General features: G+C 58.3%; 13 protein-coding genes. 8 read left to right on the top strand and 5 right to left on the bottom strand.

The genetic code is table 11. The features are described from left to right. Window positions 1–66: 66 nt before the first annotated feature. The 4 genes from HALXA_RS21570 to HALXA_RS21915 all read right to left on the bottom strand — a co-directional run bounded on the left by HALXA_RS21570 (window position 67) and on the right by HALXA_RS21915 (window position 1,250). A complete protein-coding gene (locus tag HALXA_RS21570) occupies window positions 67–285 on the bottom strand; it encodes a hypothetical protein (protein WP_148263616.1) in 219 nt (72 codons plus the stop codon). 86 nt (window positions 286–371) lie between these two features. Then, window positions 372–575: a hypothetical protein gene (locus HALXA_RS21575; protein ID WP_148263617.1), complete on the bottom strand. Its 204-nt coding sequence runs from the start codon at window positions 573–575 to the stop codon at window positions 372–374. 31 nt (window positions 576–606) lie between these two features. Beyond that, window positions 607–918, bottom strand: a complete 312-nt coding sequence (locus tag HALXA_RS01345; protein WP_013878499.1) for a hypothetical protein — start codon at window positions 916–918, stop codon at window positions 607–609. 161 nt (window positions 919–1,079) lie between these two features. Beyond that, entirely contained in the window at window positions 1,080–1,250 is a 171-nt protein-coding gene (locus HALXA_RS21915) for a hypothetical protein (RefSeq protein ID WP_171814656.1), read from the bottom strand. A 45-nt stretch (window positions 1,251–1,295) separates the two neighbouring features. On the opposite strand from HALXA_RS21915, the gene HALXA_RS21580 reads away from it, so the two are divergent. Further along, window positions 1,296–1,484 carry a hypothetical protein gene (locus HALXA_RS21580; RefSeq protein WP_148263618.1) on the top strand — a complete coding sequence of 63 codons (189 nt, stop codon included), beginning with the start codon at window positions 1,296–1,298 and terminating at the stop codon, window positions 1,482–1,484. A gap of 18 nt (window positions 1,485–1,502) precedes the next feature. On the opposite strand, the gene HALXA_RS01355 is transcribed toward HALXA_RS21580, so the two are convergent. After that, window positions 1,503–2,912, bottom strand: a complete 1,410-nt coding sequence (locus HALXA_RS01355; protein ID WP_013878502.1) for a ParB/RepB/Spo0J family partition protein — start codon at window positions 2,910–2,912, stop codon at window positions 1,503–1,505. A gap of 151 nt (window positions 2,913–3,063) precedes the next feature. On the opposite strand from HALXA_RS01355, the gene HALXA_RS01360 reads away from it, so the two are divergent. From HALXA_RS01360 to HALXA_RS01390, 7 genes are all read left to right on the top strand, one after another. Then, complete coding sequence (locus HALXA_RS01360) at window positions 3,064–3,906, top strand: DUF1819 family protein (protein WP_013878503.1); 843 nt, start codon at window positions 3,064–3,066, stop codon at window positions 3,904–3,906. Then, window positions 3,903–7,586: a hypothetical protein gene (locus HALXA_RS01365; protein ID WP_013878504.1), complete on the top strand. Its 3,684-nt coding sequence runs from the start codon at window positions 3,903–3,905 to the stop codon at window positions 7,584–7,586. The genes HALXA_RS01360 and HALXA_RS01365 overlap by 4 nt, the downstream gene beginning before the upstream one ends. After that, the gene (locus tag HALXA_RS01370; RefSeq protein WP_013878505.1) at window positions 7,583–8,164 is read left to right on the top strand and encodes a BREX protein BrxB domain-containing protein; all 582 of its coding nucleotides are present in this window, start codon (window positions 7,583–7,585) and stop codon (window positions 8,162–8,164) included. The genes HALXA_RS01365 and HALXA_RS01370 overlap by 4 nt, the downstream gene beginning before the upstream one ends. Then, on the top strand, window positions 8,161–12,003 hold the full coding sequence (locus HALXA_RS01375) for a hypothetical protein (protein ID WP_013878506.1): 3,843 nt from the start codon (window positions 8,161–8,163) through the stop codon (window positions 12,001–12,003). Before HALXA_RS01370 ends, HALXA_RS01375 begins: the two co-directional genes overlap by 4 nt. Window positions 12,004–12,042: 39 nt before the next feature. Continuing rightward, entirely contained in the window at window positions 12,043–13,218 is a 1,176-nt protein-coding gene (locus HALXA_RS01380; RefSeq protein ID WP_013878507.1) for a hypothetical protein, read from the top strand. Window positions 13,219–13,346: 128 nt separating this feature from the next. Continuing rightward, window positions 13,347–14,267 (top strand): helix-turn-helix domain-containing protein, encoded by a 921-nt coding sequence (locus tag HALXA_RS01385; RefSeq protein WP_013878508.1) that lies wholly within the window; start codon window positions 13,347–13,349, stop codon window positions 14,265–14,267. Continuing rightward, window positions 14,264–15,076: a DUF6036 family nucleotidyltransferase gene (locus HALXA_RS01390; RefSeq protein ID WP_013878509.1), complete on the top strand. Its 813-nt coding sequence runs from the start codon at window positions 14,264–14,266 to the stop codon at window positions 15,074–15,076. The genes HALXA_RS01385 and HALXA_RS01390 overlap by 4 nt, the downstream gene beginning before the upstream one ends. Window positions 15,077–15,083 lie beyond the last annotated feature (7 nt).

The following is a 15,083-nucleotide window of genomic DNA, read 5'->3' on the forward strand; positions in this document are numbered from 1 at the left end:
CATCACTCGCCGATATTCGTAACCACTACTTGAGTCAAAAGAGGGTCGACACTCTACGCTAATGGACTACTCTTCGGAAACTATCTCGACGACTTCCAACCGAGACTTATGTCGCGTGCAGGATGGACACTGTTCCCGAAACACGTCACCTTCTTTCACTGGCGGAAGTTCGTCGGCGTCGATGAGAACTGTGTCACCGCAACCGGGTAGCTTCTCGGTGTTTACCTCGTCGTTGTAGTCGGGCCGTTCGGGATTCGGGTGCAGGGCTCGGATATAGTCTGCCATGCGGTTCCCCATATCCAATCACCGTATGTAAATGTAGAACCGGAAAGGCTGCTAATTCAGGACAGGATTCTCCCTTGCCCACTCGGTCAGGAACTCTTAACTACTGGAACAGTCTCGGCATCTGCATTCTTGACAACGACAGAGGGACAGACGCATCCGCAACCTACTATTACGACGTACGAGTCTTCGACAGCATCCGAGTTTCCGTCGCTGATACCAGTAGTGTCGATGTCGATGACTGGGATATGATTGACTGGCAGTACCGTGGTGATCTCGACGACGTCTACCACGAGTTCTGCTGATCGACGGTCACCGACAACCCTACACGCCAGCGTCCCGGGCAAACACCTGCAACTGCTTCCGCCGCTCCTCGTCCCCGACGCCGTGACGGTCAAGCACGTCTGGCCAGTCTTCCTCGTTAGCGTCTACCATCTCCAGCAGAACATCCCGATAGTCCAGCAGTGCGGTCTTCATATCGTGTTCCTCGGGACTGACCGTGACTTTGTCGTCAAGCTTCACGTTCAGCGTCTCGTACCCATCGAGTTCGACGATTTCAACAATCGCACCCTCCTCAACTGCCTCGTGCAAGTGCGCGAGCGGATCGTCCAAGTCTGAGACCTTCTCTTCCACCATATCTGTACCACGCCACCTGCTGCACTTAGGTTTCAGCATCCCACTGGACTCAGCAGATTTGTCCTGTACTCCGCCCGGTTGCCCGGTCGCTGCTATACATTCTTGACATCAGGTGACGTTCGGCGAGCGGTGCGGCCAGCCCGGTTACCACTCGAAAAGGTCTACAGGTCATCAACCTGCTTCCAGCTATGGAAGAACGCGCCCTCCTCCGTTACGCAGACCCGAATACGTCCGATCGGCGAGCCCTCGTACCGCTCACCGGGTTCGACGTGATCGTAAGCCTGTTCGCCACACTCGGGGCACTCGTCCACGGGAGTCTTATCGATTCCCATATCTGTCATTCCCGTACGGAAGACCATAGAGGCCGGCACACGTCCGTGGGAGAGATCCAATCAACCGACGATATGCTTAAATTTCCTTTTGAAGAGGCGAACGAACTCCTTGACGACGTGGACATCGTAGACGAGGTGATGGACAAAGGAATGCGCGAGTATACCCGCCTCTGGTTACTCGGGGTCACCGACGGCATCTATCGCGAGATGGAAGCCCGGAGAGAACAGGTCTGATCACCAGATATTTCGACTCTATCCTTGCTTCTCGTAGACTAAGAAGTACGAGTGGTTCTTTCGGGCCCGACGTTGTTCATACATCCTCCCTATAGTAGGTGTATCAGGTCGGACGACGACGAACAAATCCTTGGCGTGGAAGTCCATCTCCTCGTAGATATTCGTCACCTCAATGTGGGTAAGACGCTGCTCGTTCCGACTGACCTCATCCTGCATTTTCGCTATGAGGAGACCATCATCACGTAGCACACGACGGGCTTCCTCTCCAGCTGCCGCGTACATCTCGAGAACCGCATCATGGTAGGTCGCCGACTGTTCGCCGGTCGTCCCGACATAGCGATCCTTGATCCAGTAATCGTTGTCCGACGGCTTGTCCGGCGTTTCGTAGAACCCCTCGGCGTACGGTGGATCGAGGACGACGCAGTCGAACGACGCGTCGTCGTAGGGAAGGTCTCGACAATCGACCCCGTCTGTAGAGTCTGGTGATCGCGAGGGATCGATGTCCGTCGCAGTCAGTTCGTACTTTCCTGACGGGACTTGACGCCAGAAGACGCCCTCTCCATAGGTAACGTCGGCTATCTCTGAACCGGGCTCGACGTGCAGGTCAAGTACCTCGGGGAAGACCTCGTCGTTCGTCCCCTTATGTGCCGAGAGAATGGCGTCTTCTGCCGCGACACGTTCCGGTTCTTCATCATCCGAGGACGAGTCCTGCTCCTCTTCGTCTGAACTCGAAGTCCCGTCCTCGTCGTCAGACTCTGTCTCTGTTTGAACTCGGTCGCGAACCTTCTGGTACGCACCGTAGACAGACTGCTCCTCGCGGTCGAGTTTGTCGACCTCGTGTTGGGCGACAGTATCTCCATCTTGAGCGGCATCCCAGACTGTCTTCGCCATATCGTACGTGCGCCCGGAGCCGAAGCCAACCGTATCGGCGACCTTGTCTCGCGTCTTACCGAAGTCGTCGTCGGGCGAGGACATCTCTTCGTCACCTCGTGAAGAATTTTCCACGATGTCCGTACGCGTCCCCTGTCGTTGGCGCGCGCGCTCGCGCTCAATTCGTTCTAGCTCCTCTGCCTCTCTGAGCTTCTGGCTAAACGACTTGTCTCGGCTCTGGTTGTGGACGAGGAGTCGCTCCTGTCGCTCAAGATCTGTCTCTAAGCGGACGAATCGAACGGGAACTTGCTCCAACCCGACTTTCTTTGCGGCCTCCGTGCGTCGATGTCCAGAGATGATGGTCGGCTGATCGGCGACCTCCCCGGCCTCTGGTTGTGGATCGGCGACAATTGGCTCTACAACACCGATTTCCTCGATGCTCGATAGTAGCGCCTCGTCGGGGTCTGTACGGTCGCCATATACGTCATCGTTCAACGGATGTGGCTCGAGAGAGTCCGGATCGAGATATTCAATCTCCGATGGCACCGCCTCAGCCATTTTTCAAATAGGTGGTGAGGGGCTCCCAATAACTGCTTCGTCACAAACTTAGCACTCTTCGAAATCCGGGGACGGCACGTACCTACATCTAAAGTCTCCTCGATTCGTTTTTCCCTATCAACTAAGTGGTGTGGATGGTTCGAGACAAAGTATGACTCTCCGCACCGACGGAAAGGGAACTTCCCTGCCGTCGCTCGACTCGACATTCTCTCACGAAGAGGTGTCGATGGCGCTCACTAGATGCGGGCTTCTCGTAGAACGGGCAGAGACGCTCGCTCGGCTGTACGCCCAACATCGAGATTGGACAGTCGTCGAAGAGCAATGGGTCGAAGAACGGTTCGACGAGCGCAGTACGCGCGGCAGTTCGAAGGGCATCTATCGCGCTCTCAGCTCGCGATTCAAGACAGCGGGAAGCGAACTCCCGTCAATCGTCCAACTTCCGACGGTCTTCGATCAATGCGAGACGAAACGCGATAAGGCGCAGGTACTGTACTTCTACCTAGTGGAGGACGATCCTCTCGTGAAGTACATCGTCCACCGATACGCCAATCGGCTTCAGGAGTCCGGCGTCGACGGGCTGGACTTCGAGCAGGACACAGTCGAACGCCTTCTGAACGAATTCCATTACGATGATGGGAGCGAGTTTGATTACGCAGAATCGACGACGCGTCGGTGGGGCGAAGGACTCCGCTCTGTGATGCGAGAGATCGACGTTCTCGACACACAGCAGGCGTTAGAGGGGCAAATCCCCAATATTGGGACGACACCGTTGCTCGTCGCGTCAGGTTACTCGTGGGAGACCCACAGCGATGACTGGCTCTCCCAGCCGACCGGATGGCTCTACCTCTTCCAACCGGAACAGTACTGGGACTCCTTGGCCGAACGCATAAGCGATCATCCGAATTGGGAAGCAAGCGGAATTCACGGTGAACTGAGGCTCCAGCCGGTCGCCGACACGTACGACTGGGCCGAACCGTGGGAGGGCGAAGTATGACTGACGAGAGCTGGTTCGCCGCCGATGTTGGGAGCGATTTCGAGGAATCTGTTCGCATCGACCGCGAGGATGACGGTCGCGATCACCGTCTGGAATCGATCGACACCTACCACGTGACGGAGGAGTCTGAGGACTTCATGTCCGACTTCTTCTCGCGCCTGCTCGGCCGTTCCGAGGATATGCGGTCGGGCGCGAACTACTGGCTCTACGGGTACTACGGGAGCGGGAAGAGCCACCTCCTCAGCGTGCTCCGCGGCCTGCTAGATAGCGAATGGCTTCGAGAGCGCGAGGATGTCTGGGAGCAGCTAACCGACGGTCGTGAGCTGGACACGCTCGAAACCACGTGGTCATCGATCCACGATGAGTACGAGGTCATCCCGATCTCGGTGAACCTCCTGAAGCATCAGGGTCAGAAGAAATTGAGCTTCAGCGAGATCGTTCTCCGCAGTGCTCACACGTCGGAACGGCTCACCGGTGCCGAGGGAGGGCTCTCGTCGCAACTCGACGTCGCCTTCTTCGAGGACTGGTATCGGACGACCGACGCGTGGGAGGATCGGACTGCCAACACCCAAACGGCACTACGGAGTACGGTTGATAGTCCCGAGAAGTACGACTGGGAAGACGTTCAGCAGTACAACGCTCTCGCGGACACCGTTCTTCCCACACTCTTCGAGCAGGAGACCGGCACGGCGGATGGTTTAGACGATCTGATACCGTCCGATCTCGACCCCCAAGCGATGGTCGAGCGCCTCGAACAGTTGCGGAGCGATCGCGAAGAGGAACTCGGCCGCCCAGTCAAGCTCGTACTACTGCTGGACGAGGTCAGTCTCTTCATCGGGACGGACTTCGACCGCCTCACCGAGTTACAGACCCTTGCGGAGAGCGTCGACGAGACCGGTGACGGTGACATCCAACTTGTGGCGACGGCACAGGCCAAAATCGAGGACGTCCAGCCGCAGTTCGCGGCTCGCGGGGCCGACTTCAGTATCGTCAAGGATCGGTTCCCGCACCGATTTGGCCTTCCGAGCCGACACGTCGGCGAAATATCGACCCAGCGGTTGCTCAAAAAGACGGTGGACGGGAAGGAGGATACGGAACGCGTCCTCAATCGAACCAGCAACGAGCCCGAGACGTTACTCGTGTACTCGGGCATCGAACAGAACACCGAACCACCGCTCGACGACATCGACCGCGAGCGCCTCATCGAGTTCTATCCGTTCCTTCCGTATCAGCCACCGCTGTTCCTCGAGATCCTCTCGAACCTCCGGCAGGAAGCACACGATCCCGCGAAGTCGATCTTCTCGGGAACCGCACGGGCGATTCTGGCCCTCGTTCACGGACTCCTCCAAGAGTGGATAGAGGCCGGCGAGGAGACCAACGTTATTTCGCTGGTCGACTTCTACGACCTCATCGAACCGGAACTCGATGACATCACGCCACAGGACGTGGGGGTCATCGAGGAGATCGAGGAACAGCACAAGGCAGGCGAACTGGAGGAAATCGACGTGGATGTCGCGAAGGCCGTGTTGCTCCTCCAGCACATTCCGGATACGATTCCGATGTCTGAGCGGAATCTCGCAGTCGCCGTGTTGAGTGACCTCGACGGCCCGACTCAGTTCCAGATGGAGAACCGCGTCGAGGACTCGCTCCAACGGCTTCGAAAGTTCATCCGGCCGACGCACGATGAAACCGGGCCGAAGTACGCGTTCACTCATCCAGAGGAGCGCGAAATCATCGAAGCCTCTGAGGAAAACCTCGACAACCCGAACTGGCAGTCCATCATCGAAGCCGTGGACGGGTATCTCTGGGAAGACATCGTGCGCGACCTCTCACTCCCGACATCGGCTGAGTACCCAGATACCGGCGAGCAGTATCCGGTTCGCTACGAATTCAGTATCGACGGAATCGAACTCGATACGACCGTCGACGCTGAGGACGCCCTCGATGTCGAAGTCGCCGTCGAAGGGCTTTCTCCCGCCGCAGAAGACATCAGCTACGACGGCGACCCGCTCGAATGGACGATCGGACAGGACGGACTCGACGATCTCCGAGATAGCCTCATCGAGTGGTGGTCGCTCAGAGATGCTGTCGGAGACCACACGCTCCCACAGTCCGTCGAGCGTGACCTCTCCGATCGCGCAGCACGCGTCCAGAGCAAACTCGTCGAGGCGCTCAAGAGCGGGGCGTTCGACGTCAAGGATCGCGGCGATCAGATCGGGGGCATGGTCTCGGGAGTCGAGGAATATCTCGACGTCAACTATCCCGACGACTTCCACCCCGTAATGCTGCAGGTCGGCGACGAGCACTTACAGGAACTCCGGGGACTCTCAGCACAAGACCCACTACCTACGTGGGCCCAGCAGATCGATGTCGCGACGGAAGACCCAGAAACGCACGGTGGGTCGATCCAGAACAACGTTCGCGCCTTCACCGGCCGACAGTTGAAGCAACGCGGCGGGAACCTCGCGATGGCAACAATCATCGACGGCATCGTGAAGAAGAAGCCGATCTACGAGGACGCTCGCCCCGCGCTGTGTGCGATTATCTGGGGCCTCTGCCGGAAGGGAGATTTCCTGCCCGTCGACGAAACGGGCGACTCCCTCGAACTCGACGCCGTCATCGATCTGAACAAACTGACGACGACGCGTCTCAAGATCGCGGGGAGTGGCGGCGTCCGAAGTATCCTTCGGGAGGGCGGATTCATCGACTCGACAGAGACCATCCCGGACGGAATCGTCAGGCTCCAGTCCGCGAACGACACGCTCGCGGGTCGACTCGGTAGTCTCGTCGAAGACGTCAGGCTGGTCGCCGAGAGTGACATCCAAACGCGCGCCGTTCGCAACCTCCTCGAGTCGTTCGTTGAGGAGCTCGAAGCCAAGCAGCAGAGCGCGATCAACCGACGAGAGGCCGTCAAATCACGCGACACCGACTGGGAGGACGTCGTCGAAGCAACCAACAACGCTCAGGATTGGTACGACGACGCCGAGGAAGTGTGGAGTTTGCGCCTCCCCGCGCTCACACGAATCGACTCGCAGTTGACTCTCGCCCAGCAGTCGTACGACTGGCTGACCGAGGAGTGCGAAGCAGCCAGCCAGACGCTTCGCGAGAGCATCGACGGCTACGAGGGAGAATGGTGGACACACGATGGCTGGGATCGGTTCAACGACGCCCAAACCACCTCGCCGGCGCTCGACGAGGCGATCGAGACCGCGTGGGACTCGTTCCGGGCGGAAACTGAGATCGATGCGTTCGTCGACGGGTTACAGGAGCATCCGTGGATTCGGCCCGCGAGCGAGTTCGGGTCGAACGTTCGGCCGGCCTTCGAGAGCGAATACATCACACCCCTCCGTCGCGCCGCATCGTGGTACGAGGACGTCTCGGACGCGGTATCGACGGTGACCGGCGGAACGACCAACACCGAGGCTGACGACTTCATCCGAGCGACGAACACACTCCTCGACAGCGAACCCCTCGCTGTGGTTGCCGGTAGCGACATCGAGGAGTTACGAGATACGTTCGAGGAGCTACAGACACTCGTTGGGGATCAGTCTCCCACAGACATCACGGCGATCGGGGTTCTCCCGTCGGATCGCGAATCGCTGGACTCCGAACTGGAACGGCTCGTCGAACGCCACGACCTCAATATCGAGCGGACTGAGACGGGGGTGATCATCCGATGACGACCAAACGTCCCTTCCACGACTTCACGGAGCGACTCGCACAGTTCGCCGACGGACGACGCGGCATCCGAAACCCGTTCGTGATCGTCCCCGTCCAGCCGAAGTACGAGCGACGGGTCGCCGAACGGCTCACCGAGTGGGCGACGAACCCGCATCGTACCGAGGAGTTCCCGGATGACGGAACCGTCCAAGTCCTCCGGCTGGACGAACTGTTCGTCGAAACCGACGTCTTCGAACTCGCGGTCGACCTCGGCGAAAACAGCCAGCCAGCGACTATCACCGAAACGATGCAAGACCGATTAGCGGAGGAACTCGTCGCGGTTATGGTCGAGAAAATCGACGCACCAGCCCAGCAGCGACACGTCGTTCTCCTCACGCACCTCGGGAGCCTCTACCCGTTTACGCGTGCGTCGGAACTGCTCGACGAGCTCGACCGCCGTAACGTCCAGTCGACGATCGGTATTCCGTTCCCCGGAGACATCGTCGGTGGGAAACTGAGCTTCTTCGGCGAGGAATCGCGCAACTACTACCCTGCCCACCAGATCGAAGGCCGGGTTGAGGGGGTGCATCTCCAATGAGCGACACACACATTCACGACATCTTCCAGCAGTCACCGACCCGCGAACTCGAGGAAGTCCAGAAGGTCAACGCCAGAGCGCAAGCCGAAAACGACGTTCGCGAGTTCTACGAGACCGACAGCGCTCGCGACGTGCTCACCACGCTCGGGAACCTCGTCGACAAGTATCCACACGAGGAACCGCGCTTCCTCTACATCTCCGCGACGTTCGGGTCAGGGAAGACGCACCTTCTGAAGCTCATCGGGTTCGCTGCCGACACCGAATCGGAGTTCGCCGACCTCGGCGAAGAGTTGGCGAACAGATGGCCGGGCTTCCAGTCGTTCCGACAGAGCGTCGCCAACTCTCACGTCGACCGCCTGAAACCCGTCTTCTTGAACCTCCTCAACCGAGACGCGTCACAGGAACCGCCACTTCCCTACCTCATTTACGAGGCGATCGGCCGCGAACTCGGGTATCCCACCGACCCGAATTGGCTGCTCGAGTGGGCGTGGCAGCTCGACATGAACCACGGTGACTGCTGGGAGCAACTACAGGAAGTCGAGCACGACGGACAGACGTTCGAGGACGTGTACGACGAGCGGGCGTCGCTACGGAGCTGGCTCTACGACGCCGTTCCGACACTCGATGACTCACCGTACGCGTCTCGGGAGGAAGTCAAACAATCGATCGACGACGCCATCGAGGAAGTCGATCCCGATGAGTTCGACCCCGACGAACTCGTCGACCGCATCGAAGCGGCTCAAGAGTCGCTGAGCACGCCGGAGACCGAGACAGAGTTGCTGATCGGGCTTGACGAGGTGGCGCTGTTCATCGGCGATGGCCGCCATCGCTACAGGGAGTTCCAAGAGACGATGGAAGCGCTGACGGAGCTGGGTGTCGGCCCCAATCCACCAGTTATCGGGACTGGACAGTATCCGATCGAGCGTATCCACAGTGAGTTCGACAATACCGAAGTCACGGAGCAGCCGTGGTACGGTGCCCAAGAACCGCTCGAGGGTGCCGACACCGAGATCATCGTCCGAAAGCGGTGGCTACAGAAGGATACCGAGGGTGGACAGGCAGTCGAGTCCGCGCTCCGGGAGATGCCCGACCTGACGCTCGACGCATACTCCGATATTGCCGGCGCCGACCCGGACGCGGTCGAGTCGTACCCGTTCCGCGAGTACGATCTCGGGTTGCTTCGGACGGTGATTCAGCAACTGATGCCACGAGGACGCGTGACCGAAGAGGAGTACGTGCAGGGCCGGGCGCTGCTCATCCTCGTCCGCTCGCTGTTCACGCGGTTCGAGTGGGGAGACAAGCAGGTCGGAGCGCTCGTCACGTGGGATGAGTTGTATGACCTGCTGGTGGAGGAAACGACCTACATCCCGCTATGGGTGCAGGAGATGGTCGAGAACAAACTCGTCCCCTCGGCTGGCGGCGACGAAGATGCGTTCTCCGTCCGCGTTGCGAAGGCGCTGTATCTGCTGAATCAGGTTCGTTCCGAGGTACCGTCGACGCCAGCGAACCTCGCCCGGCTGATGGTCAAGTCGACTGACGAGTCGTTCGAATCCGTCCGGGATGATGTCGAATCGGCGCTGACCGACCTCCTCGAGGATCGGAAGATACTGACGGAGACGAACGACCGCGGCGACGAGGAGTACCTATTGGTCTCCGAAGAACAGGAAGACATTCTGACGCGGGCAAAGACTCGCGCACAGCAGATTCCGTCACATCGACTTTCGGCCAAGTTGGAGAACTCTCTTCGGGAGGGAAGCAACCTTCTGCTCTCTGAGGGCAGTCGACACGAGGTGGATCTCGAGGGGGAGCGCAAAGTCCCGCTCCGTTTCGGCTACTCTGTTCTCGACCCTATCGAGCAAGCACCGACGCCGGAGTTTGACGCCGTTCGTGTGCGGCTGGTCGCGGGCCGCGACGAGGAGATTAGCGATCAGGTTGATGCATGGCAGTCGACGAACGAAGGGCGCGACGGGGGCGAGCACGTCCTCGTCGCCGTCGAGCTACAGGGATCGACGATCGACCGCCTGCGGGACGCGATGGGTATGCAGGAGGTACTCTCGGAGGAGACGGAAACGTATCCAGACTTGGAGTCCGACCACCGCGACGAACAGCGGGCGCTCGAATCGACGATTCGGGAGCAACTCGAAGAAGCGGACATCTACGTCCGAACAGGTGGGACGAAAGGGCGATACGGAGACGTATTCGAGCAGGTCGTGGAAACGCAAGTACGGTCTGTGTTCAGCGGGACGCGCTTCGTTCTGACCAACGGAATCACGGAAGTCGAGGACGCCAAGCAGATGGCGCGGTTCTTCCGCGGCGTCGACGACTGGCCGCTCTCGAGCGAGGACGCCGTCACGCTCGGTGTGGATACCGATCGCGCAGAACTCGCCGACGGCTGGTGTCAGGAATTCCTCGACGAGTACGAGGACACCCAGTCGCTTCGTGCCGAGGACTTGCTTACCCAGACTGTCCAGCGCGGAGGCACGTATCGTGGGACACCGCAGGAATCGATCTCAGCACTGCTGATCACGCTTGCAACGGCCAACAAAATCGCGCTACGGCGAGACGACGAGTACATTACCGAACCGGACGAGATCGGCCGAGCGGTCAGAAACAAGACGAACCTGACCGACGTACAGATTCGCTTCGAGTCACTAGACGGAATCGATCCCGACCAGATTCGGGGAACCGTCGAGACGCTGATCGGCGAGGAGCCGGACGGAACCGATCCCGACGCGTGGCTCTCGGAGATGGCTAACTGGGTAGACGAGAACAGCGTGCTGGTGAAGCGTGTCTTGCGAGGCGTCAGCAGAGAGTTCAGCGAAGGCGCTTCACTGGACGAACTCGAAACGGCTCTCCAGCCCGCACTCGGGGGCGAATCTCTCGAAACAGACGACTTTGCGTCCGACGAGATCGCACGGCAGTCCGAGCGCTTCGCTCGGGCAAGAGGACTATTCCAGTCGATAGAGGATGGCGACTCACTCTGGGAGCAGTTCAGCCAGCGAACGACGGAGATGCAGCGGCTCTACCCCGGTGCGGAAATCACGGGGGAGATGCAAGCGATCGTCGGCGGAGACGAAGTGCCAGATGCCGACCGGCTTCGAGCAACGATCGACGAAGCCGACGATCACAGACGAACCGTCGTCCGCGAGCAGTACGAACGAATCGCGGGAGAGTCGCCGCCGAACGAAGAGCCCGAGAGCGTGGTTTCCAGTCTTGCGACATGGCTCTACGCTCACGATGGGAGCAGCAAGGAAACTGCCGACCGCGTCGCCGTCGAATTCGACGGTGTAACCATCGACGACCTCTACGAGCTCTTCGAGACGGCGTGGAATGGTGACTCGTTCTCGGAGAAAGATCTCGTCGACCCGACGGTCGTTCAGCAAGCCAAGCGGTACGAACGGGCACGGCAGCTCCTCGAAGCTTCCGGTAGCGAGGCCTCGCTCTGGTCGCAACTTCGCGACGCGTCGAGACGACTCGAGGAAGAACGTCCGAACCATCCGGTCACGACCGACGTGAGCGAGATGCTCAGTCGGTCTCAGCCGCCGAGCGTCGACGATGTAGAGCAACTTCTCGACGAGGCAGAGAACCCCTTCGAGGTCGACGAGCGACTCGAAGAACTCGCCAGCGAACTGCAGTCTGAGTATCCCGACCACGATCTCACCCAAGAGGTCGTCGATGCAGTAGAGGGAACCAGCCCACCGAGTGAGGAACGCGTAGGTGAATTGATCGAAGAGGCCGAGCAGTTGCTCGACGGTGTTGACGAGCAACTGCGGCGGATTCGGGAGACTATGGATGAACTTGAGGACGGTTCCGTAGTGCTGGTTGAGCCACTCGACTGAGAGGTAGACTTTATTTTGGCTGGATATGAGAATCGGGACATGCGGGAATACAAGGATAACATCTTCTATTATGAATCCGGAGAGAAGGCTGACCCATTAGAGAAGAATACCGTACACGGGCTTGTCAAGACCCTCAAAGATACGGAGTTCCCAGTATCAAGACGGTTTCTTGAGTTCTGTACTGACCGATCCTTACCAGACTCAGTCACATTCGAGTACGAAACGGAAGTACCAGCTAAGCGGGTGTCCCATGACTCGGCAGAACAGAGCATTCTGATTGGTCTTTCAAGAACTGGTGGGGTAAGAGATGGGGGTGGCGCCGGAGATTCACCGCAAGTGGATGCCCAAATTCGAATACAGAATTCTGAGGGAGAGTCTCTGTGTGACGTATTTATTGAGGCAAAGGTTCGCGGCTCTGATCTTCAGCGCCGTCAACTTAAGGAATACGTCGACGCCTTCGGCATCTCAGAGCAAGGTGAAGATGGGCAGTCGTGGGACACCATCCAGTGGTCTGATGTTTACCGCCTTTTCGAAGAGGCTCGAGAATCTGCCCCAAGTTGCGAGGTTCCTTCGCGAGACAAGTATCTACTCAGCGAATTTAACCATCGGCTTCTTCAGAAGGGCATGGTGCGGGGTACGCTCGGAGTGAGCAAGACGGGTGGAGGCAATGGGGATAAGCACCGCAAACGGTTGCTCGTTGGCCCAAAAGATCCAGACTCAGACCCAGTACTAACCTTCTGGGCATTCTCTCACCGCGAAGGCCAGAACCAATCCTCGTCGATAGAGGTTCCAGAAGACTGTCTTCAGGAACTCTTCGGTGAGATGGCTCTCGAGACTCGACGGAAGGTATTCCTCGAGGGAGACTTCGAGAGACTACAGCAGTGGGTGGTCGAGACAACTGATCTCACTTTAGCCGACTTCAAAGACAGTGGAAGTACTTTCGCGAAAGCTGAGCGAGAGGGGTACCCCGAGCCAGCTGGAATAATGCTTAGGTTCAGCAATTCAGACCTCTTCAAAATCAACTCTTACAACGTCGAGAAATCGAATGGCTGGATTTACTATCCACCAATATTGGCGCCAAAGGAGTGGGAAAGTGTGTTTACCGAATTAGCAGGAAAACTCTCCGATAGCCAACGAGAGCGATTCATCGTGGATTTCGATTTGGATGCTCTCTGGGAGGCGTATTTACACGATTCACCTATAAGTACAAGCTAAATGGGGAACTCCATCTCGTTGTGGGGCTCTCTCAATGGCTCTGTGATGATGATCGAGCCGCTCGAATGTAGGTCAGGTGTTGCAAAAAGCCGAACTTATTTATATTCGATTCGCAGATATGCAACGTAGTGTACTCTGAGGCAGAGCTTCGGGCGCTAGAAGCCCTTCAGGGTGAGTCGACGGTTTCGGGACTCGCCGAGGAACTCGACCGAAGCCGCAGTTACGTGTCCGAACTCGTTGATCGGATGGAGTCGAAGGGGTTGGTTCACACCAGCCGCGAGGGAAAGCAGAAGCAGATCAATCGGTCAGACGCCCGAGCCATCGAACTGTTCGACAGTTTCGTCCAACAGTACACCCACATTCCGTTTCCCGAACTGCTCGGCGGCGCCACGCTACGTATTCTGTACTACCTGCAGTCGCCGGCGACTGCCACCCAACTTGCGGAGCAAGTCGATGTCCATCGGAGCACGGTACATCGGTCGTTATCTCCGCTGGAGAACCGCGGAATGATCTACAAGTCGGACGGGAAGTACACGCTCAACGACGAATTCGAGGAGCTATCTACGGTGGCCCGTGAGTTTGCGCATTTACGGCACAGACACCGCGTCGAAGACCACGCTGAGTCGTTCACACTCCTCTGGGAATCGCTGGACGAGTTTCTCGTCCAGACTCGCGCCGAAATCGAAGAAGACGCGTTCCACCTGACGGGGCCGGAACTGTTCCAAGCGTACGATCTCCCGTTAATGGCTCGCCAGCGTCGGTACTACCTGTACTCGGAGTCGGTCGATGAGGTATCACCAGCGGAGTTATGTTGCCATATGCTCGTGATCGACAACGGAACGCGTTCGCAGTCCTACTGCCTTCTCCTGATTAGCGAAACGGCGATCGAACGCAACGAGTTGCTCGAAGCCGCCGAAAAGTACGAGGTCGACGAACGGGTCTCGAACCTGCTCGAGTACCTCGATACCGAGGGAGAGAGTCGGTCGGGGCGCCTCCCGCGATGGGAAGAGTTCCGTGAGCTTGCCGACGACTACGGGGTGGCAGTATGAGGCGACGGTTCGATAGCGAGTACATCAAGTCCGAGCTAGATCGGGTCGGCAGGCAGCTCGAAATCGAACTGACCGTCTACCTGATCGGGGGCGGTGCGATGTCGTTCCGTGGTCTCAAGGAAACGACCAAGGACATCGATCTAATCGTCACTGACGGCGACGACCTCCGAGTGCTACAGGCAGTCTTGCTGGATAACGGGTACAACGTCGTCAAAGAACCCGGAGAGGAGTATGACGATCTCGGAGCGCAGCGGATCCTCGAGAACGACGACGGGTGTCGTATCGACATCTTCAACCAACAGGTGATCGACAAGCTCGTCCTCTCGGAGGGGATGCGCCGGCGAAGTGAAGCCTACCTCGACGCCGGGAGGCTGTCAGTCGCGCTGGTCAGTTCCGAGGACATCTTCCTTTTCAAGTCAGTCGCCGGGCGAACGGACGACATCGAGGACATGTTTTCGCTTGTGCAGACCGAACTCGATTTCGACGTTATCGAGGACGAGTTGGAACAGCAGATCGACTTGCTGGGACAGGAGCTGTTCGTCACACACGCGAACGAGGCACTACTGGAACTCGAAGAGCAGCACAACATCTCGACGCCGTTGGCCGAGCGGGTCTCCGAAATCACCGAACGCGTGTACCGGGAAATCGAAGTGTTGCAGGCCTTCAACGAGTCGATCTCTCGATCAGAGTTAGAAGCTGCGGTCGACCTTTCTCCCGAAGACGTAGACGAGGCTATCGAACATCTCGTAGAGAAGGATGTCGTTGAGATTGACGACGACGTTATCGTCCGGAAATCGACTAATCTGTGAGAAGGAG

The organism is Halopiger xanaduensis SH-6 (assembly GCF_000217715.1).
GTDB lineage: Archaea > Halobacteriota > Halobacteria > Halobacteriales > Natrialbaceae > Halopiger > Halopiger xanaduensis.